Source organism: Mycobacterium sp. SMC-18, from assembly GCF_045310895.1.
In the GTDB taxonomy this organism is placed as follows: domain Bacteria; phylum Actinomycetota; class Actinomycetes; order Mycobacteriales; family Mycobacteriaceae; genus Mycobacterium.
The window spans coordinates 1-19,422 of sequence record NZ_JBJIAL010000010.1 but is presented as its reverse complement, the minus strand read 5'-3'; the positions used below and the strand labels follow the sequence as shown (position 1 = coordinate 19,422).

Below are 19,422 nucleotides of genomic sequence, written 5' to 3'. Positions count from 1 at the left end.
AATTACCGGGAGCGTGCGTTTCGACGACATCGTCCTCATTTGTATCAGTCCAAGCTCGAACATTAGGGGTGGTGATCCCAGGATGTCCAAAGCGCTCGCGCGCAAGGCTTCGTCGGTCAAGAATCGTTGTGCGCGGTAGCGGTCGATTCTGAAATGGTCGGCGACCAGGTAAAGGTACTCGACGACGATTCCACGTGCGATCGCTCGAGGTAGGTGTATTCGGTAGTGATCGTTCAGGTACTTCACGACGAACGTCGTGCGATTGCCCATCCAGGGTGAGCGCCAGGTCACGGGTTGATGGGCTAGTTCTACGCGCTCTAGGTGCGTCGCTGGCTGGGGGCACTCCCGGGGCGGGGTTTCGTGTCTCAGATGCGGACCACCATATTTGCGGTGGGAGGGGTAGCGGTCGGTCCGTGATCGAGGCTGAATTCTGCAACAGCGATTCCAGCCATGGAAATCTTCGGTCTGAGCGAAGTCATCCGTAGTCATCCGTCACCATCTATCTGTTTCATCGGTTCGGGCGGTGCTGAACTCTGACTAGGAGCTGTCATTCTTCAGCAGGACGTCAGTGGAATTGACCGTTCAGAAACTCTGCCCGCGCGGCGGTGCGGGCCAGCTTTCCCGACGTCGTACGGGGGATGCGGCCGGCCGCAACCAGTCGCACCTCGGCGACGCGCACCTGGTGATGACGCGACACCGCAGCCCGCACCGCCTCGGCCACAGGCCCCAGTTCGGCACGCCCGGCACCCACCGCACGCTCGGCCACCACGACCAGTTGTTCACCCGAATCACCAGGCACAGCAAAGGCTGTCACGTAGCCGGACCGCACCGCCGACGAGGCGCGGCTGACCGTCGCCTCGATGTCCTGCGGGTAATGGTTGCGTCCGTCGACGATGACGAGATCCTTGATGCGGCCGGTGACGAACAGCTCGCCGCCGACGTAAACGCCCAGATCGCCTGTGGCCAACCACAATGCGTTGTCCTCAGCGCCATCGGCGTGGCTGACGGTCTGACGGGTCTGCAGCTTGTTGCCGAAGACCCGCTCGGACTCCTCGGGCCGGCCGAAGTAGCCCCGGCCGATGTTGTTGCCGTGCAACCAGATTTCGCCGACGGTGCCGTCGGCGGCCTCATCGCCGTCGGGCGTCACGATCGTCACCCACTGGTCCGGGATGGCCTGCCCGCACGACACGTGGGGCACCGCGCCGTCCGCGTGCCGGCCCACGACGACGGCCCGGCCCGCCGCGAGCTCCTCGCGGTCCAGATATGTGGCGCACGGCTTTTCGTCCGCGCCGATGCTGGCGACCGACAGCGTCGCCTCGGCCATGCCGTACGACGGCTTCACCACGGTCTCGGGCAGCCCGTAGGGCTTGAAGGCCTCCATGAACTGCTCGATGGACGGCAGCGTCACGGGCTCGGAACCGTTGAGCAGCGTCACCACATTGCTGAGGTCGAGCGGTTCATCGGCCGGCGGCAGGCCACGCTGCGCACACAACTCGAAGGCGAAATTGGGTGCGGCCGCGAACGTGCGGCCGTGGGCGGCCTCGTCGGCGAGGCGCCGGATCCACCGGTAGGGCCGGCGGACGAACGCCATGGGGTCCATCAGACTGATCTGGCCGCCGCACAGCGCGGGGAACATGATCATGATCAAGCCCATGTCGTGATACAGCGGCAACCAGCTCACGCTGCGGATGTCGGTGTCCAGGCCGCCGGCCAGGATCATCTGAATGACGTTGGTGCACACGTTCCGATGCGTGATCTCCACGCCGGCAGGCGTGCGCGTCGAGCCCGAGGTGTACTGCAGGTAGGCGACGTCGTCGGTGCGGGACTCTGGGGCCACGTACATCTCGGCGAGGGTGTCCGGCACGGCGTCGACGGCGATCACCCGCGGGCGCTCGGCGGCGGGCAGCGTCTTGATGAACGTGCGGACCGCTTCGGCGGCCGCGGTGGTGGTGAGCACCGCGGCCGGCTTGGCGTCGGCCAGCACCGCGGCCAGGCGCTCGGTGTGCCCGGCGAGGGCCGGCGCGAACAACGGCACGGCGATGTTCCCGGCGTGCACGGCCGCGAAGAACGCCGCGACATAGTCGACGCCCTGCGGCGCGAGGATCGCCACCCGGTCGCGGGGAGCGGTGACCTGCTGGAGCCGGGCCGCAACGGCGTTGACCTGAGCCCACAGGCCGTTCCAGCTGAGTTCGATGATCTCGCCGTCAGGGTTCTGCGCGTAGTCGATGAACCGGTACGACGGACTCTCGCCCATCGCCGCGCGGTTGCGCTCCAGGAACGACGTCAGCGTGATGCCGTCCGGTATGACAATGCTGCCATCGGAGTGAAGGAAACTTTCGGCTGACGCTGCATCTCCAGCAGTATTGTTGCTCAACGCTTTGCGTGTCATCGAAGTCATTTTGACGTCACTTTGACCCATGAACTTTCTCATCGTCGGCCCCAAGCAAACAGTGCCACAGTGTTCTGCGCTCCTACTGTCTAGACGTGGCGTGATGCAGACTGATCAGCTGCAGGTGCGCGTCCGGTCGACTGCTGGCGTTTGGGCGGTATGCAAACAATGTATGGCCACCGGAAGTACGCCCCGATGATGGCCGCGATCTGCCGCTTTGGGGCGACCAACATGTCGAGCAGACGATGCCGGCGTAACGAAATGGTCTGAATGATGCGCACATCGGCTCCAACGTGACTGATCGCTGCACTATAGCCGCGATGACAAATCTAACTTGCCAACTGGCTGGTTAATTTAGCTTCCATGGCTAACGATGGGCAACCCCAGCCGAAGGTGAGTGACATCACATCCGCCGCTGAGGCATCATTCATCCAGTGCGCACGCAGCCCGCATAAACTCCCCGAAAGGTTGGCAGAGGAAACTTGACGTCATCACGTGGCTTCGTACGCCACCGTATCGTCCAGGCGGCTTTGGAATTATTCGCTGAGTACGGTGTCAAGGGCACGACCTTGCAGATGATTGCCGACCGGCTTGAGGTGACCAAAGCCGCTGTGTACTACCACTTTCACACCAAAGACGAGATCGTGAGGGCCGTCGCACAGCCGTTACTCGAGGACATCGCTCGCGTAATACGTATCGCCGACGCGCTTCCCGACCCCCATTCGCGGCGCGAAGTCGCCGCCAGCGGCTTTGTCGAACTGGCGGTGCGCCATAGGGGCCTCAGCGCAATTGTGCAGAACGACCCGGCCATGAGCACGCTCGCGAAGACGCATGTCGAGTTGGAGAACGCCGTCGTGAAGCTGATCACGCTGCTTGATGGCCCCGACGCGGACGTCGCCCACCATATCGGGACATCGATGATCATCGGCGGAGTTTCCGGCGTTGTAACCGATGCGCGGTTGCGCGACGTGCCCGACGAACTGCTCCATCGTGTGCTTCTCGACTACGCCCAGCATCTGCTACATACCCCCAAGTTGCTGTCGGCGGCCGTGAAGCCGTCGGGAAGTGTGTAGCCGCCCAGGAGCGAGGTGCCGAAACGAGAATTCGTGACGCGGTGGTGCACTTGCGGCGCCGGGCAGATTCGGGAGCTCCTACGGGTATCGAAGATGGTGTGGGGTTTACGAAACCCGTAGTCGCATTGCGGCAGACTAGCTGCGGCAGTGGAGCCCGCGCCTTCGGCGCTAGCGCGGACTGATCCGCTTATCTGTAACTGGGCTTGACCCCGTTTGGTGGACACAGGGTCAGGCGGCTTGTGCCGTCTTAGTGATCCGGTTTTCGTATTCCACCGGTGTGATCATGCCGATCGCGCTGTGTCGTCGGCGGCGGTTGTAGATCCGTTCGATCCAGTCACCGACGGCGAGCTTAGCGGCCGCCTTGGTGGGCCACAAGTACCGGTCGTAGAACTCGACTTTCAGTGTGGCCCAGAATGATTCAGTGGCAGCGTTGTCCCAGCACACACCTGTACGCCCTACCGAACGGGCCAGATTGTGGGTGCGGGCAACCCGAGCCATCTGCGCACTGGTGTACTGACAGCCCCGATCCGCATGGAAGATCACCTGCTCGGGCAGGTCGGCGCGCAGAGCCACCGCCATCGCGACCGCCGACTCGACCAGATCGGTATGCAGGTAGTCCTCGATGGCCCAGCCGATGACCCGCCGGGAATGCCCATCACGGACCGCGCACAGATACAGCCAGCCTTGCCCGGTGCGCAGATAGGTGATGTCGCTGGTCCACACCGCATTGAGCGTCCCGGCATCGAAACGGCGTTTCACCAGATCAGGGATCGGTGGGGCGTCCAGATCCACCACCGTGGTCACCGGAGCGAACGTCCGTGGACTGATCCCGTGAAGGCCCTGGCGCGCCAGCGAAGCGGCCACCGTTTTACGGGACACCGTGCGGCCCTTCCCACGCAGATCGGCCAGGATGCGCGGTGCCCCGTAGACCCCATCAGAGGCGGTGTGCGCGGCCGCGACAGCGGCATCGAGATCGGCACGTCGGACCGCGGCCGTGCTGGGCCCAGACCCCAATCGGATGTGCCGACTCTTGGAGGTGTCCCGCTCGGGGTTCTACAAATGGCGCACCAACGCGGCCGCCGCACCTGGTGCGGCTGCGGTGCGCCGTGCCGGTCTGGATGCCGCGGTAGCGGCCGCTCACGAAGCCTCTGACGGGGTGTACGGGGCACCGCGGATCCTGGCTGACCTACGTGAAAAAGGCCGCGCGGTGTCCCGCAAGACCGTGGCCGCCTCGCTGGCGCGCCAGGGCCTGGCCGTGATCAGCCCACGGTCGTTCGCGCCGGCGACCACGGTGGCGGATCTGGATGCACCACCGATCCCGGACCTGGTCAAACGTCGCTTCGATGCCGGTGCGATCAACCGGGTGTGGACCAGTGACATCACTTACCTGCGAACCGGCGAGGGCTGGCTGTATCTGTGCGCGGTGCGCGATGGGCATTCGCGGAGGATCATCGGCTGGGCCATTGAGGACCATCTGCACACCGATCTAGTGCAGGCCGCGGTCGCGATGGCCGTGGCCCGTGGGCAGTTACCCGGCAGGTGGTATTTCACGCTGACCGTGGCTGCCAATACACCAGCGCACAGATGGCCCACCTGGCCCGAACCTACGATCTCGCTCGTTCAGTAGGGAGGACCGGGGTGTGTTGGGACAACGCCGCGGCTGAATCTTTTTGGGCTACATTGAAAGTCGAGTTCTATGACCGGTACTTGTGGCCGACCAAAGCGGCCGCTAAGCTCGCCGTCGGTAACTGGATCGAACGGGTCTACAACCGCCGCCGACGCCATTCCGCGATCGGCATGATCACCCCGGTGGAATGCGAAAACCGGATCAATCAGACGGCACAAGCCGCCTGATCCTGTGTCCACCAACTGGGGTCAAGCCCACGCATACGGCGAGTTCGACGTCGAGGTCGCCGAGTTACGGGCGGGCGTCGGGGCTTTGCAGGATGTTGTCGAAGGGTTGCCGGTATTGCTCGACGACGCGGGCGCGCAGGGTGTGGGCAGTGGGGGATGCGTGCCCTCTGCTACGAACCTGGGAGTTTCGGTGGGGCCCAGGGCCGCTCAGGCAAGGGTGGTGACGTGCACCGGCGCTTCGGCGAGAAGGTCAGCTCGCCGGGAGAGCAGTTCGATGAGGCGCTCACGCGGTGTTCCGCTGGTCGGTTCGGGTGGAATGACTTGCGGTAGTAGGCGTTCGAAGGTCGCCGCAAGTAGCTGGGTGGAATGGTTGAAGTGGCGCTAGAGGGAGCGCAGCAGCACAAGCACCCCGAGAACCGGTCGCAACTACGTAAGTCAACGCCGGCCGCGCCCACCCCCAGGTGGTGCGCTCACCGCGGGGCGCACCAAAGCCGGGCCGGTGCGTAACAGGGACGTGGTTGCCCAGCGGTATCCAATTGGCCGTATAGCGGTTCGATCGTTGCTTTCTGAGCGAAGCAGCAGCAGCAGCAGCGTCGTCGTCGATCCCAACTCGTCAACCGCCGTACTGTGGCTTGAGCTTGCCAGCGAGTGCTGCCAGTGGGATGTTTGCGACGACGGTGCCGCCGTCCATGGACCAGACGCGTTGCCCCGGTGGGGTCGGGTCTTCGCGCACCATCGGCTGGTCCGGCATGTAGATCCGCAGGGAGTCACCGGTGAGCGCGAAGGCCCGGTAACTGCCGGAGTACCCGGGGCCGGCGCTGTCCGGCTGGAATTCCGGCACGGTGAACGGGTAGGTGCCCGGTGCGTGCGGCGGAGGTACCGCGTCGAGTATCGGCGGCAGGACCGGTGCGGCGGCGGCCGAAACTGCTTGGTATCCATCGATTCCCGGCCGGAACAAATCCGGCAGATACAACCGCCGCCCCGAGCTCATGTCGAACACGAAGGATCGGAAGGCATTGTTGGGCTGGATGCCGAACGGCTCGAACATCTCGTGCACCACAACCGACTGCACCCCACCGGGACCGGGAATGATCTCGTAATCGGCCTTGGCGCTGCTGTCGCGCGGCGTGGTGTTGCCGGTGTTCCGCCACCCGTTGAACAGGCGGGTGTAGTAGTCACGCAGCACCGGGCCGGCCGTCGGGTTGTCGATGAACTCTGCCGGAACCCGCAGCGACAGCAGCATTTCCGCTTCGCGCTGGGATTTGACCACTGCGGTGCACGCGCCACCGTCCCAGACCGCGCCAAGTTGACTGCAGAATCCGTCGATCGATGCGTGGGCGGTCGGCGTACCGGTCAAAGCGATCGCGGTGACCGCTGCGCCGACCACCGCCCAGGCTCTATTTGCCACGCTTACCGTCCGCTCCGGCCAGCAACACCTCGGTGGCCAGCCATCGATCGCCAACCTTGCGCATCGTCATCGAGACGCTGACGTAGTCGGTCCGCGGGTCCGGCTCCCCGGAACTTGTGACCACCTGCTTCACCGACAACAGCACGTCGACGTCGTCGCCGTGCACCGCCTTGACCGCCGCATCGTTGACAGTGCCGGTGGTGTTGACCTTGCTGTCGATCAACATCTTTCGCATCGACGCCGCAGCCTTGCTGTAGGCGTCCTTGAACTCGCCGGTCGCGCCGTCGATGATGTCGGCAAAGTTCTTGTCGATGACCTTCTGGTCGGTGGTGGTCAGGGTGACCGCATAAGCACGCGCCGCATCGAGTGCCTGCGCAGCCTCGGCATCGCGCTGGTGCTGAGCAAACAGCAGCCATCCCGTCGTGCCGGCGGCTACACCCAGCGCGAGAACCAACACGCCCACTGCCCAGCAGACCGTGCGGCGAACTGTATAGACTTTGGTGGTCTTGGGGATCACGGACTCTGCGCTGACCACGTCAGCGGTTTCGGCCTCGACCTCAGCTTCGGCGACGTCAGATTGCTTGGCCGTCATAGGATTTCGACCTTGCTGGCCAGCCACCGGCGGCCGACCTTCTCCATGGTCATGTCTATCCGGTTGCGGTCGATCCGCGGGCTGGGGTTGGACGCGTTGGTGATCGACTGGTCGACGAACATCAGCACCTCGACCTGGTTCGCCGTCGCCGATTTCACCGCTGCCGCAACGACAATGCCCGTCCCCGAGACCTTGTTGTCGATCAGCACCTGGCGCAACTGAGTGGCACCCTGGCTGTAGGCATCCTTGAACTCACCGGTGGCACCATCGAGTGACTTGCGATAATTGTCGTCAATGTTCTTGGCGTCCAACGTGGTCAGCACCACCGCGTAGTCCTTGGCCGCCTGCAACGCGGCAGCGGTTGCGATCGAGACCTGGTGTTGCTCGTACTGGCGCCAGCCCAGATAACCCAACGCTGACACCAACAGCGCGAAGAGCAACCCGCAGACCATGGCAGCCAGGCCAACCCGCCGCTTGGGCGCGGGTGCAACAAGTTCATCCGTGGCAACGGCGTCGGTGGCATCAACGTCCTCTGAATCGACCGACGACTCGGTCAACTCAGCTGCCTCGGTCTCTGCATCACGCAATTGGTCGAAGACATCGGTACTGCTGGTTCGTTTACTCATGCGTATCTCGTGGCTTGTCAGTTCGGCATCGGTATCGGCAACGACGGTCCACCGTACGGGGTGTCGATGGTGTAGCCCGGATAGTGCGGCGTCTTGTCGGTCACCGCGTGCGGGTCGTATCCCGGTGGCGGGCCGGCAGTGTCGTCGCCCGGCGGACGCGGGGCGTTGCGAGCGCCGCGGACCAGCAGCGAGGGGTCCTGGTTCTCGCAGTAGGTGTATTTGTACGGCTCAGGGAAGCTGGCGTCCGACGGTGAATGCCGGGGCAGGTTGTAGTCGCACCGGTACTTCGGATAGATGTCACCAAGGGCCCAGATAGCGCCGTCATGCACGACGGTGCCGAACCGGTCGATGAACGAATCGCGGTCCGGGCGCCACAGATACTGCAGCGCCGGGATGCGCTGATAGATGATCTGCGACACCGTGGTCAGGTTGCCCAGGATCTGCACGACGTTCTGCCGGTTGTCGCTGATCAGATTGTCCAGCGTCGCCAGTTGCGGCTCGCCCCGATCCACCAGGGTGCGGAAGCCACCGTCCATCTTGTTCACGCCACCCAGCACTTTGGTCAGGTTGTTCGTGGTGGCCGCCAAACCCGGACGCACGTCAGCGATGGTGCCGAACACCACCCGCGTGGTGCGGATCATGCTCGTGGTCTCCGGCAGCACCGAATCCACCGTGTTGGCCAGTAGGCTGGCGCCGTCGAGGATGGCCGACAGTTTGCGGGGTCCGTCCTTGGTGACGTGCAATTCGTTGAACATCTTGCCGAGCTTGTCGGCGTCAAGCTGTGCCAGAGCGCCGCGGCTGTGATCGATGATGTGCGGCAGGGTCAACGGAATGCTCGCCTGCTTGCCCGAAATGACGGCGCCATCCTTCAAATACGGACCATTGGCGTTGTCGGGCCGGAAGTCCAGATACTGCTCCCCTGCCGCCGACAGGCCCGACACCCGCACCGGGCTATCGGCCGGGATGCGGACTGACTTGTCGACAGTGGCGACCGCCTCCACCCCGTGATCGGTGAGGTTGACCGCCTCGACCCGGCCGATCGGGATGCCCCGCAGGGTCACGTCCTGATTGGCCAGCAGCCCACCGGATTCGGGCAATATGATCCGCATCGCAATGGTCCGGTGAAACGGGTTGAACCGCAGGCCGTCGATGGCGATGTAGCCGAAGGCGATCACTGCGGTGAGCAGCAGACCGAACAGAGCCAGCACCACCTTGCGGCTGGCCACCGCCTTGATGATCCGGATGGCCACGGCCAGTACGGAATTCAGCGCGGTGATCATGGGCGGTCCGGTCCGTTGACTCGGCCGAGCAGCATGTTCCACTCGTAGCGCAGGCTGCCGATCAGCAGATGCCAGTCGGTGCCGTCCGGGCCGTGGATACCGGGGTCGCCTGCGTAGTTCTTGTCCGGTAGGGCGCCGATGGCGATCTTGGAAAGGAGCATATCTGCGTGCAGTGCGGTGGAATCGGTGGCCTTGATGAGAATGGACTGCAGCCGGTTGAACGAGTTCAACGACAAGTTGGGGTCCATCACGATCTCGTTGAACACCCGCGATAGGTTGTTGACGTCAGCGGCCACGCTGCGGGTGTCGGTGCCCTTCATCGACGGGAACTTGGCCAGCTGCCGGGTGATCCGGGCGACGTTGTCAACCACATCCATGATCCGCGTGGTGTTGTCGGAGATCACCGACAGCGCCGGCGCACCGGCCGTCAACGCGGTGTCGATACTGTTCTGGTGGCCCGCCACCTCGGCGGCCATGTTCGACGTTGCGCGCAGCGTGGCGTCCAATTGGTCGGTACGCGCGGTCATCTTGGACAGAAATTGGTTGGTCTCCGAAATCAGCCCGGCCAACTTCTCGCCACGCCCACCTACTGCCCGGCCGGCCCCGTTGACATCGGTGGTCAATGCGCGGATGGCGCCACCGTTGACCAGCATGGCCAACGAGTTGAGCAGTTCCTCGACCGTCGGCGCAGCCGACGTGGAGCCCAGTCCGATGGTGTCACCATTGCGCAGCAATGGGCCACCGTCATCATTGCGCGACGGCGGACGAATCTGCAGGAACACGTCGCCCAGCGGTGTGGCAGAACGCAATTCAGCTGTGCTGCCAACCGGGAGCGGCACGTCTTTGCGGATCCGCATGGACACCTTTGCGGTGAAGTCCTCGGCTTCGATCGAGGTGACTTCGCCGATATCCGCGCCGTACAAACGCACTTTCGCCTTCGCCGGCAGGTTCAGCGCGTCGGTGAACACCGCGTTGAGCGTGTATACGGGCCCGCCTGACCCCGGCGACGGCAACGGGACACTGTCCAGTCCCGCGGCGCAACTGGTCATCAGCAACACACCGCTGAGTACTCCGGCGCACCGTGTGCTGCGCCGTACGAAAGTCAGGCTCATCGGGTCGGCCCTCCCTGGGCAGGTACTGCGGGTGCCGGCTGAGCCGGCACCGCCCCGGGTTTGGGCGGCTCGCCTTGACCGGACGGGCCGATGCCATTGGCCATCAGATCCAGCATGGTGGACAGCCCGAAGTCGCTGTTGTAGTCCTGCAATGTTCCTGTTGCACAACCCAGTTGCTTGAGCCCCATCAGGTTGCAGATTTCCTTGTTCAACGAGTTGTTGGCCAGCAGCTTGTCAGTGGGAAGGTGTACGCGTGCGCTGCCTCCGACCGGATCAAGTACGTTGTAAACATTGTCCACCGCCAGCGGAAGGACATCGATGGTCTCTTCGAGTTCGCGCTTGTTGTCCGACAGCGACCTGACCACAGTGTTGAGATCGCCGAACGAACCCTTCAGTTGGTCCCGGTGCCGATCGAGCAGGCCGCTGACCTCATGGAGGATTTCGTTGGCCTTGGCGCCGGTCCGGCCAGAACCGAGGTTCTGGTCGGCCAGAATGTCGCTCAACTGGTGCAGGTCGCCGCCGAATTTGCGGATCGCACTGTCATTTTCGGCGGCGGACTGGGTCAGGTCGGAGACGCTCCGGACGATCTCCTGCAAGTTCTTCTCAGTCTTGGCACCGCCATCGGGGCCGACCTTGAGCGCCTCGGACAACTTGGTCAGAGTCGACTTGATCTGCTCACTGTTGCCGGAGGAGATCTGCGAGCCCAGATTGACCAGATCGCCCAGCGGCCCACCGCCATTGGCGTCACCGCGCAGCGCGGTGCCCAGCTTGTCCATCATGGTCAGTGTCTTGTCGAATTCAACCGGGGTCTTGGTGTTCCCCAATGCGATCAGGTCACCGTCGCGCAGCTTGGGTCCGCTGGTGTACGGCGGCGTCAGTTCGATGTGCCGGTCGGTGAGGATCGAGGCGGAGACGGTGGCCGCGACGACGTCACTGGGGACCGGGACTTTTCGGTCGATGTCCATGGTGACCTCGACGTAGCCGCCCTTGTTCTCCACGGTATCGACTTTGCCCACGGGCATGCCGAGCACCGACACCGCGTTACCGGGGTACAGCCCGACGGCGTCCTGGAAGTGTGCCCGGACGGTGATGTTGCGGTGCCAGAAGTGCGGCACCGCAACTACCGCGGCAACCACTGCGACGACCGCGGTGGCAACTGCAACCAGGCCGATCATCAAGGCGCGCTTACTCATTTGCAGTCCTTGAAGTACTCGACGATGTTGAACTGCCGGGCCCGACCACTGATCGCACAGACCCACGAATCGACCATCAAACCCGCCGGCAGAGTCAGGTCCGTAGCATTACCGCTACCGGTCGCGTTGGCGATGTTGCGCGCTGCCACCGGCGCAATCTGCAGGATGCTGCGCACGAGCGCGTCGTGCTCGGCGAGCATCTTGGCGAATTCATGCAAGCTGTTGATCAGCGCGTCGAGTTGCGGCTCGTCGGCCAAGATCGTGTGCGCCCGGTCGGCGAGCAGCGTCACCCCGTCGAACAAACGCTGCATCGCCGCCCGCCGCGTAGCGATCTCGCCGAGAATCTGGTTGCCCTGCAACACCAACGCACCAAGGTCGGCCTTCTGCCGGTGCAACAGCGCCGCGATGGTATCGGCGTTGGTGATCAACGTGCCGAGCTGGTCGCGCCGGGACTGAATAACCCCGGCAAGGGAATTCAGATTGGTCAAGGCCTGCGGCAACTCGTCGGGCACTCCCTGCAGGCTGCCGCTCATCACCCGTACCGATTCAGCGATCCGATCGGCGTCCAGCGGACCTAGTGTCTCGGTCGCACCCGCCAAGGTCTTCTGCAGGTCGTAAGGCACGTCGGTATGACTCAATTTGATTGTGTTGCCGGATAATTGGCCGGACCCGGCGGGAGTGATCTCCAGATAGCGAGAACCAAGGATGGTGGTCAGCTTGATGGCCGCGTGAGTCTCAGTGCCCAACCGTACGTTCTTGTCGGCCTTGAACGTCACCACCACGTGATCGCCGGCCAGCTGCACGTCCTGCACCTCGCCGACCGGAATCCCCGCGATGGTGACCGGATTGCCCGACTTGATCGCGGCCGCCTGGGCGAATTCGGCGGTGTACTGCTTCTTGTCGACGTCCAGAACACTGACCAGCACGACGGCTGCGATCATCACGACGATGACCGCCAGGCCGATCGCGCCGAGCCAGAACTTGTTGTAGTCCTCCAGCACGCGCTTCCGCTGACCCACGATCTCAGGACGCAGCTTTCCGAACAGCTCGCTCATTGGCACACCGCCGAATGCCAGACCTCGTTGCCATTACCCGGTGTCGCCCGGATCACGAACATCCGGAACCAGTTGAGCAGGCCGCGCCATAGACCGAAGTCGAGGTCGCAGGCATATATGTTGCCATAGCTCCCGTCCTGCGTCATCCGGGCAAGGCCCTTGAGCAGCAACGGAACATTGGCCAGCGCGAAAGCCAGGCGGGGCTTGCCCTCGCCCACACCGTATTTGAGCAAGCCCGGATCGCGGTCGATGAATTGCTGTACATCCGGGGTGATCGCATCGACCAGTGCCGACAGCCGCGTCACGTTCGCGGTGATCGCCCCGACCGATGCGACGAGTTCGTCGCGCCGACTGTTCAAGGAGGACAACGACACCGACGTCTGGTGCAGCATGGTTTCCAGGTTCTTGCTCTGCGTGGCTAGCGTCGCCATCAGCTTGTCCAGGTTGGCGATCAGGTCGCCGAGCGCCGCATCCGGTCCCGCCAGGGTCTGCGTCAGCGACGAAGCCTGGGTCGTCAAGGTCAACAGCGATCCCTGATTGCCCTGGAACGCCTCGATGATGGCGTTGGTCAAGTTGTCCACCTGCTGCGGATCGAGCTCGGTGAACAGTGGCTCAAAACCGTTGAGCATGTAGGAGATATCGAACGACGGGTTGGTCCGCTGTTCCGGAATCTGCGCTCCTGCAGGCATTTTGCGGCGCTCGCCATCGCCTTGGCTCAGCCCGAGGTACCGCTGCCCGATGATGTTCTGGTACGTCACCGAGGCCAGCGTGCTGGCGTAGAGCGTTTGGTTGCTGCGCACTTGGAAGTCGACCTTGGCCTTGTTGTCGGGTGTCAGTTCGATCTTGTCGACCCGACCTACCCGTACTCCGGCGACCCGGACATCATCGCCTTCGGCCAGCCCCGACACGTCGCTGAAAATGGCCGAATAGCTGGAGGTTGGACCAGCGATGTTGCGTTGTAAGGTGGCAAAAACCATCCAGGTGACGGCAACCGAGAAGACCATGAACAGTGCCAGGCCAATGATGGTGCTGCGCTTGATTCTCATGGCCGGCCCTTGTCTGCCTGCCCGCCATCGGCGGGGCCGGGCTCAGGAGTGATCTGGACGCTGCTGCCGCGGGCGACGGGGCCCAGCAGCAATTCGGTAGCGGAAGTGGCTGGGCCGCCGACGATTTGGCTGAGCTGGTTCTTCTCCATCTGACTACCGACCGGACCGACGGTGCCGCCGTACAGCGGTGCGGACTGCTGCTGTACTGGCGCAGGCGCAGGCGCGGGCGCACCGTCCGGCCCGCCCGCCTCTGCCGCTAACGGTGGGGCTGCAGGTGGCGCGGGTGCCGGGCCGGGGTCCGGCGCTGCAGGCGCCGGTGCACCCTGTGGTGCCGGCGGCGCGTTGCGGTCCGGCGGGCCGGGGAAGTCCGGTACCACCGGCACAGAGAATCGGGGCGGCGCGAAGTTGGGGCGGTTCTCGGTCACCCACGGTGGGACTCCCATGCCCATCGAGGCCAGGCCCGGCTTCAGATCGGGCGCGGTCGGGGTTTCCGGTGCGGTGCGGCAACTGGGCCCCTCTATGGCTCCGTAGCGTGGGCAGTCTGCCCGGGTGTACTGGCGCGACGGGTTGATCGAAATCACCGTACCGAGAGTCAGCAGGTGGGTCTCCGGGTTGTAGGCCTCGTCGTAAACCTTGTTGGCCAAGGCCTGCAATCGCGTTGAGATGCCATGGAATTCGCCGGCGTGATCAGCCAGCACACCCAGCCCTGGAGTCAGCCCGGTGCTGACTTCGATCATCCGGTCGGTCTGGTGCTCGAACGCATCAGCAAGGGTTCCGGTCGTGTGCAGCCCACCGGTCAGGAAATTCGTGAGCTGGGAACGCTTCTCGGCGAAGGTGCGCATCGGCTGTACCGAGCTGTCCAGCGCGGCGAACAGATCCGGCGACACCGTACGCAGACTGTCGGCGGCCGACTTCAGCGCCGACAACGTCGTCGGCCCGGAATCGTCGGAAGCAACCACCGAATTCAGTTGCTGCATAACCCTGTTGAGGTCGCCGCCGGCGTCGGTGAGCTTCTGCCCCCGACCGCGGGTGGCCTCCGACAGTGCCGCGAAGACACCGACATTGTTCGAATCCGGCGCCTGCCCAACGGCTTTGAGCAGCTGCCGCAGCTTGGCCAACACGTTCTGGAACAGCACAGTGGGCAAGGTCTGGTCTTCGAGAACGACGTCACCGGTGCGGATGGGCCGCGCGCCATTACCGTTCTGCACCAACTGAACAGCCGATACGGCGAACAGGTTGGCCGGCACCACTCGTGCGGTCACGGTGTCGGGAATCTGCGAAGCGAACTGCGGCTGGATGTTGACGTGCACCACGTTCGGTGAACCGTGCTGCGAGGGCGTCACGCTCGACACCATGCCGACGATCACGCCGCGGAACTTCACGTCGGAGCGCTCCGGCAGGCCGTCGCCGATGTTGATGAGCTTCAGGTCCACCCGGACGAAATCGTCCAACTTGCCTTGCGATTTCACCACCATGAGGACCGCGGCGATCGAGGCCACCACCGCGAAGCACAGGCCGATGACACCCAGCTTGCGGTCGGTCGAGCCCCGCGGGTCGTGGTCGAACGAGTTAGCCATCAGCCACCGAACCTTGCACCGCTGATGACGCCCCACAGCGCCATGGTGAGCAGCATGTTGACGATCATCACGACGGTGACGCTGCCGCGCATCGCCCGCCCGGCCGCCACACCCACACCCGCCGGGCCGCCGGAGGCGAAGTAGCCGTAGTAGCACTGGATGGTCGACGAGATGAACACGAACACCACAGCTTTGATCGTCGCGAACAAGACGTCCCGGCCCTCCAGGAACAGACCGAAGTAATGCAGATACGTGCCGGTCGACTGGCCGGCGATCACGCTGACCAACTGGCACGACAGATACGCCAGCGCCAGGGACGCGAGGAACAGCGGAACCACCGCGATGATCGAGGCCATGACGCGCGTCGCGACCAGGTAGGCCACCGAATTGATACCCAGGGTGTCCAGCGCGTCGATCTCGTCGTTGATCCGCATGGCGCCCAGCTGTGCGGTGAACCGGCACCCGGCCTGCGCGATGAAGGCCATCGCGATCATTGCCGGCGCCAGCTCTCGCGTCGTCGCGAACGAGGAGACCAACCCGGTGGCCGGCCCCAGGCCCAGCAGGTTCAACGCGTTGTAGCCCTCGACCGCGACCAGCGCCCCGGCCGTGACACCAAGCACGCCGGCGACATTCAGCGTGCCACCACCGACCACGATCGAGCCGTTACCCCAGGTGATGTCGGACAGCAGCCGCAGAAACTCCTTGCGGTAACGCAGCCACATCGTGGGCATGGCCAACAAGACCCTGCCGAAGAACTCGACCATGTGGCCGGTACGCCCGGCCGCCTTGAGCAGCCCGTTGCCGACGGCCGTGATCGGCCGCAGCGGTGTCGGGGTGAATGTTGATGGGGCGGCCATATCAGATCGACGTCTTCGGGAAGATGACGACGTACAGCTGGCTCATGACGACGTTGACGATCATCATCAGCAACACCGACTCCACCACGGCGGCGTTGACGGAGTTGGCCACACCCGCCGGACCACCGCGCGTATCCAGGCCCTTATGGCAACTGATCACCGCCACGATGACACCGAAGACGACCGCTTTGACCATGGCCAGCGCCAGGTCGCCAACCGTCGAGAACGACGAGAACGTCGCGATGAACGAGCCCGGGGTGCCGTTCTGCAGGTAGACGTTGAACATGTAGCTCGCCAGGTAGCCGACGAAGCTGGTGACACCGGTCAGCAACACACCGATGAGGACCAGAGCGACCAGCCTCGGCACGACGAGGCGCTGGATCGGGGACACCCCCATGACCTCCATCGCGGAGATCTCCTCGCGCATGGTGCGCGACCCGAGGTCGGCGCAGACGGCCGAGCCGACCGCCGTCGCGAGCAGCAGCGACGCGACCAGCGGGGCGCCCTGCCGGATGACCACCAGACCGGTCGCCGCACCCGACAGCGACGAGGCGCCCACCTGGCCGGCGAGCAAGGCAAACTGGATCGACAACGTCACACTGATCGGGATGGTCACCAGAACCGTTGGGGTGAAGGCGGTTCCGGCCATGAAAGCGGCCTGATCCAGGAACTCGCGCACCTGGAACCGGCCCTTGATGATGTCGAAGAACAGGTACTCCAGAGTCCGCAGCCCGAGCACGATCTGGCCGCCGGCGGTGCTCAGCGACGCGATCGGATGGTTCTGCAGGTACCGCCGGACCCAGTCGATGGCTTCGCCGATGGCAGCGCGGTTGGCCGCTCCGCCGGCCTGTGCGTCGTCCGTCATCGCGTCTGCTCACTCGAGTCGGACGCCTGCCATTCGGCGGCGATGCCACGGCACACCAGGTCGGTGGTTGCCCGCGTCTGCGCGACCAGTCTGTCGCGGTCGGGCTTCTGCCCATGACGCAGCGCGATCCCGAACGGAATCGCCACGATCGATTCCGCGGTGCCGTGGACATCGATGTCAGAACGGATGTAACCGCGAGCGATGCCGTCGCGGAGCATGGCCGACAACGACCGCACACCGCCGTCGAACATGTGGTGGAACTGCTCGGTCATCTGCTGGTCGACGCCCGCGGCCTCCATGACGATCAACTGCAACAGCCGCGGTTCTTCGGCAAGCACATCGGTATAAGCCATCCCGACCGCCATCACGTACTCGCGAAACTCCGTGATGGTGGCGAGGCTGCCGGGCAACACCTCCCCGATCGCTGACAGCAAACGGCCGTTGACGCGGCGCACGGCCTGGTCGATGATGTCGCGCTTATTGGCGAAATAGCGGTAGAACATCGAATGACCAGCGCCCAGCCGTTTGGCGATATGGCTGATCGAAGTCTGGTGATACCCGCGCACAGCAAACTCAGCCAACGCGGCGTCAATGACTTCCTCCCGCACCAACTCAGCCCGTTTCGCACGCTGGCGTTCCGCCATGGTCGCGCGCACCTCGCCTGTCACGCGGATCACAGTAGCGCATCAATTCCGGATTTGAGCACACTCTCCGAGAAACGGAATCAATTGTTTCAAACGTAAGTTTTGCGCTGTTTCGGTTTGATGGAATACACATCGAACTGCTGGCGCAGCACAGTAGGGCGGCCCGTCCGGCAATGGAGCGATTTCTACATCTTCATGAAGTCCCACAGGTATGGCCACCGCCGTGCTAACGGGTTGCGGAGCACCACCGGATCAGTCCAAGGACATCGACCCCTCCCACCCGCTGGGCGGCAAGGACGGCGGCCGCGACGGCGAGTGCACCCGCGACGGCAACAAATGGACCTGGGCGGTGTATTTCCCTCGGGGACAACAGGATTTCAACACCATCAAGGGCAAGCTGGAAGACGACATCGACGTTGCCCGCAAGCACAATCCGGTCGGAATCGCCTTCGTCACTAACCAAGAACTGCGGCTTGCCGAACGTCGAGACCTGGGTGAGCTCGGTGGCGACATCGCCATCGAGCGGTACCACTTGGAACGGCTGGCCACCATCTTGGACCGGCCGAAAATGGCATCCGTACGTCAGCAGTACCTCAAGATCGCTCCAGGTCGATCGCCCATGATCGTCAACGCGGCGGTCGCCGGCACCGCCGTCACGTTCTTCGGCGAGGATGCGGTGGTCGACCTGCTCGTGGACGTGCACGAGAACCAGGTCCGAGAACGTTCCGAAACGGCTAAGCAATCGAAGTCACGAACCCCGTCCATACTCGACAGGTTCAACCCAGCCGGGCTCTATCAAAGCCTCGGGATCGCCGAACCTGAACCGCCAAAAGTGTTGAGCGAAATCGAAATCGACGAGAGCGTCCAGGCGTACCGGGAAACGATCGAGGCCGACTGGAAGTGGTCGCGGGGCCATTTGGCTGGTGCGGCGTGCTCGGGTCTGAAGTTCACCATCGAAAACGTCGAAACCTCGTTCCTCAACAACGTCGAGATCGTGCTGACATTCACCGGAGCACGCGGTGTCGACTGGCGGGCTGCCGACGCCTTCGAACTCGACAAGATGCAGGACCGCCACTGGATGGCCCCGACGTGGGGCGGCGTCGCACCGCCGTATATCCCGAGGCGCCTCAAGAACTATCCGGTTACTTACGACCACAACGACGATGGTGACCTTGAAGTGACGATCACCCTGGATACGTTGCGGCCCAGGAAAACATGGACGAGCAGTGCCGACGACATCGTCCTCATTGCTCGTACCGACGATCTCGACGATGTGACAGCCACCTATACGGTCACCGCTGACGGCTACAACGAACTGTTCGAAGGTGGTCCGATCACCATTCCTGTAGAACGGGTTTCAGCTTTCAATACCCTCGGGGACCTGTTGGGTGTGGACGATGACGGCGACGACGAATAGGCGCTCGCTATATGGCGGTCGATAGGGCATCACCCATCGACGCGGCGCTCGCCATCGCCATCGACCGAACCGCATCATTACGGCTTACTTGCCCCAACATCGTGACAGCAGTACGCATTTGGTCCCCGACAAACACCGTCGGACCGTCGGTGAGATTCGCAAAGGCCTCGGCGACCACACTGTCGACGGTGTCGGCCCCGTTGGGGATCGCAGTGAGTGAAGCAAGCTGGCCGCGTTCGAATTCGAGTTGGCGAAGCGCCGGCGTATCCGTCTTGCCCAGAATCAGGCCAATGACATCAATTCCCTTGGGATTCAACTCACTCCACAACGCTTCAGCCAGAATCATGTCGAATGCCTGAGCAATTGTCAATACCTGTGGATCGGGGTGTTTCAGGCGACCTCCGTTTCGGTGTGTTGATCGCCGTCTGACGGTG

At 63.6% G+C, this 19,422-nt stretch carries 18 protein-coding genes and 1 pseudogene; 4 read left to right on the top strand and 15 right to left on the bottom strand.

Features of this window, described 5'->3' with window-relative positions; all coding sequences use genetic code 11:
* Nucleotides 1-565: 565 nt before the first annotated feature.
* Entirely contained in the window at nt 566-2,389 is a 1,824-nt protein-coding gene (locus ACJH6J_RS11140; protein WP_346416281.1) for a fatty acyl-AMP ligase, read from the bottom strand.
* Nucleotides 2,390-2,871: 482 nt separating this feature from the next.
* Here ACJH6J_RS11140 and ACJH6J_RS11135 point away from each other — a divergent pair, with 482 nt between their 5' ends.
* A complete protein-coding gene (locus tag ACJH6J_RS11135) occupies nt 2,872-3,462 on the top strand; it encodes a TetR/AcrR family transcriptional regulator (protein ID WP_293021469.1) in 591 nt (196 codons plus the stop codon).
* Between the two features lie 228 nt (nt 3,463-3,690).
* Here ACJH6J_RS11135 and ACJH6J_RS11130 read toward each other — a convergent pair whose 3' ends face one another.
* A complete protein-coding gene (locus tag ACJH6J_RS11130) occupies nt 3,691-4,476 on the bottom strand; it encodes an IS3 family transposase (RefSeq protein ID WP_346416280.1) in 786 nt (261 codons plus the stop codon).
* Between the two features lie 4 nt (nt 4,477-4,480).
* Between ACJH6J_RS11130 and ACJH6J_RS11125 the strand changes: the two genes are divergently transcribed.
* Together ACJH6J_RS11125 and ACJH6J_RS11120 are read left to right on the top strand one after the other, a co-directional pair.
* Entirely contained in the window at nt 4,481-5,089 is a 609-nt protein-coding gene (locus tag ACJH6J_RS11125) for a DDE-type integrase/transposase/recombinase (protein ID WP_406803952.1), read from the top strand.
* 11 nt (nt 5,090-5,100) lie between these two features.
* Nucleotides 5,101-5,316 carry an integrase core domain-containing protein gene (locus tag ACJH6J_RS11120; RefSeq protein WP_406784734.1) on the top strand — a complete coding sequence of 72 codons (216 nt, stop codon included), beginning with the start codon at nt 5,101-5,103 and terminating at the stop codon, nt 5,314-5,316.
* Between the two features lie 613 nt (nt 5,317-5,929).
* Here the strand turns inward: ACJH6J_RS11120 and ACJH6J_RS11115 are convergent.
* Genes ACJH6J_RS11115 through ACJH6J_RS11060 form a run of 12 tightly spaced genes read right to left on the bottom strand, consistent with a single transcriptional unit; the run spans nt 5,930 to nt 17,571 of the window.
* A complete protein-coding gene (locus ACJH6J_RS11115; RefSeq protein ID WP_293021477.1) occupies nt 5,930-6,724 on the bottom strand; it encodes a hypothetical protein in 795 nt (264 codons plus the stop codon).
* The gene (locus ACJH6J_RS11110) at nt 6,714-7,343 is read right to left on the bottom strand and encodes an Mce protein (RefSeq protein ID WP_346414671.1); all 630 of its coding nucleotides are present in this window, start codon (nt 7,341-7,343) and stop codon (nt 6,714-6,716) included. Before ACJH6J_RS11110 ends, ACJH6J_RS11115 begins: the two co-directional genes overlap by 11 nt.
* On the bottom strand, nt 7,313-7,942 hold the full coding sequence (locus ACJH6J_RS11105) for an Mce protein (protein WP_293021481.1): 630 nt from the start codon (nt 7,940-7,942) through the stop codon (nt 7,313-7,315). The genes ACJH6J_RS11110 and ACJH6J_RS11105 overlap by 31 nt, the downstream gene beginning before the upstream one ends.
* Nucleotides 7,943-7,959: 17 nt before the next feature.
* Nucleotides 7,960-9,222 (bottom strand): MlaD family protein, encoded by a 1,263-nt coding sequence (locus tag ACJH6J_RS11100; RefSeq protein ID WP_293021483.1) that lies wholly within the window; start codon nt 9,220-9,222, stop codon nt 7,960-7,962.
* Complete coding sequence (locus ACJH6J_RS11095) at nt 9,219-10,334, bottom strand: MlaD family protein (RefSeq protein ID WP_293021485.1); 1,116 nt, start codon at nt 10,332-10,334, stop codon at nt 9,219-9,221. The genes ACJH6J_RS11100 and ACJH6J_RS11095 overlap by 4 nt, the downstream gene beginning before the upstream one ends.
* A complete protein-coding gene (locus tag ACJH6J_RS11090; protein ID WP_293021487.1) occupies nt 10,331-11,527 on the bottom strand; it encodes an MCE family protein in 1,197 nt (398 codons plus the stop codon). The genes ACJH6J_RS11095 and ACJH6J_RS11090 overlap by 4 nt, the downstream gene beginning before the upstream one ends.
* A complete protein-coding gene (locus ACJH6J_RS11085; protein WP_293021489.1) occupies nt 11,524-12,582 on the bottom strand; it encodes an MCE family protein in 1,059 nt (352 codons plus the stop codon). Before ACJH6J_RS11085 ends, ACJH6J_RS11090 begins: the two co-directional genes overlap by 4 nt.
* Nucleotides 12,579-13,628 carry an MlaD family protein gene (locus tag ACJH6J_RS11080; RefSeq protein WP_293021491.1) on the bottom strand — a complete coding sequence of 350 codons (1,050 nt, stop codon included), beginning with the start codon at nt 13,626-13,628 and terminating at the stop codon, nt 12,579-12,581. Before ACJH6J_RS11080 ends, ACJH6J_RS11085 begins: the two co-directional genes overlap by 4 nt.
* Nucleotides 13,625-15,205 (bottom strand): MCE family protein, encoded by a 1,581-nt coding sequence (locus ACJH6J_RS11075; RefSeq protein ID WP_346414672.1) that lies wholly within the window; start codon nt 15,203-15,205, stop codon nt 13,625-13,627. The genes ACJH6J_RS11080 and ACJH6J_RS11075 overlap by 4 nt, the downstream gene beginning before the upstream one ends.
* Nucleotides 15,205-16,062, bottom strand: coding sequence for an MlaE family ABC transporter permease (locus tag ACJH6J_RS11070; protein WP_406776315.1), 858 nt, complete (start codon nt 16,060-16,062; stop codon nt 15,205-15,207). Before ACJH6J_RS11070 ends, ACJH6J_RS11075 begins: the two co-directional genes overlap by 1 nt.
* Nucleotide 16,063: 1 nt before the next feature.
* The gene (locus ACJH6J_RS11065) at nt 16,064-16,927 is read right to left on the bottom strand and encodes an ABC transporter permease (RefSeq protein ID WP_293021495.1); all 864 of its coding nucleotides are present in this window, start codon (nt 16,925-16,927) and stop codon (nt 16,064-16,066) included.
* Complete coding sequence (locus tag ACJH6J_RS11060; protein WP_346414674.1) at nt 16,924-17,571, bottom strand: TetR/AcrR family transcriptional regulator; 648 nt, start codon at nt 17,569-17,571, stop codon at nt 16,924-16,926. Before ACJH6J_RS11060 ends, ACJH6J_RS11065 begins: the two co-directional genes overlap by 4 nt.
* Before the next feature lie 211 nt (nt 17,572-17,782).
* Between ACJH6J_RS11060 and ACJH6J_RS11055 the strand changes: the two genes are divergently transcribed.
* On the top strand, nt 17,783-18,988 hold the full coding sequence (locus ACJH6J_RS11055; protein ID WP_293021499.1) for a hypothetical protein: 1,206 nt from the start codon (nt 17,783-17,785) through the stop codon (nt 18,986-18,988).
* A gap of 7 nt (nt 18,989-18,995) precedes the next feature.
* Here ACJH6J_RS11055 and ACJH6J_RS11050 read toward each other — a convergent pair.
* Nucleotides 18,996-19,422: pseudogene (locus ACJH6J_RS11050) on the bottom strand (hypothetical protein); the annotation flags it as partial.

Coding starts and splice junctions, on each gene's coding strand:
- ACJH6J_RS11140 (WP_346416281.1), bottom strand. CDS start 2,389: ATGACACGCAAAGCGTTGAGCAACAATACTGCTGGAGATGCAGCGTCA.
- ACJH6J_RS11125 (WP_406803952.1), top strand. CDS start 4,481: ATGTGCCGACTCTTGGAGGTGTCCCGCTCGGGGTTCTACAAATGGCGC.
- ACJH6J_RS11105 (WP_293021481.1), bottom strand. CDS start 7,942: ATGAGTAAACGAACCAGCAGTACCGATGTCTTCGACCAATTGCGTGAT.
- ACJH6J_RS11100 (WP_293021483.1), bottom strand. CDS start 9,222: ATGATCACCGCGCTGAATTCCGTACTGGCCGTGGCCATCCGGATCATC.
- ACJH6J_RS11095 (WP_293021485.1), bottom strand. CDS start 10,334: ATGAGCCTGACTTTCGTACGGCGCAGCACACGGTGCGCCGGAGTACTC.
- ACJH6J_RS11090 (WP_293021487.1), bottom strand. CDS start 11,527: ATGAGTAAGCGCGCCTTGATGATCGGCCTGGTTGCAGTTGCCACCGCG.
- ACJH6J_RS11085 (WP_293021489.1), bottom strand. CDS start 12,582: ATGAGCGAGCTGTTCGGAAAGCTGCGTCCTGAGATCGTGGGTCAGCGG.
- ACJH6J_RS11080 (WP_293021491.1), bottom strand. CDS start 13,628: ATGAGAATCAAGCGCAGCACCATCATTGGCCTGGCACTGTTCATGGTC.
- ACJH6J_RS11075 (WP_346414672.1), bottom strand. CDS start 15,205: ATGGCTAACTCGTTCGACCACGACCCGCGGGGCTCGACCGACCGCAAG.
- ACJH6J_RS11070 (WP_406776315.1), bottom strand. CDS start 16,062: ATGGCCGCCCCATCAACATTCACCCCGACACCGCTGCGGCCGATCACG.
- ACJH6J_RS11065 (WP_293021495.1), bottom strand. CDS start 16,927: ATGACGGACGACGCACAGGCCGGCGGAGCGGCCAACCGCGCTGCCATC.
- ACJH6J_RS11060 (WP_346414674.1), bottom strand. CDS start 17,571: ATGGCGGAACGCCAGCGTGCGAAACGGGCTGAGTTGGTGCGGGAGGAA.
- ACJH6J_RS11055 (WP_293021499.1), top strand. CDS start 17,783: ATGGCCACCGCCGTGCTAACGGGTTGCGGAGCACCACCGGATCAGTCC.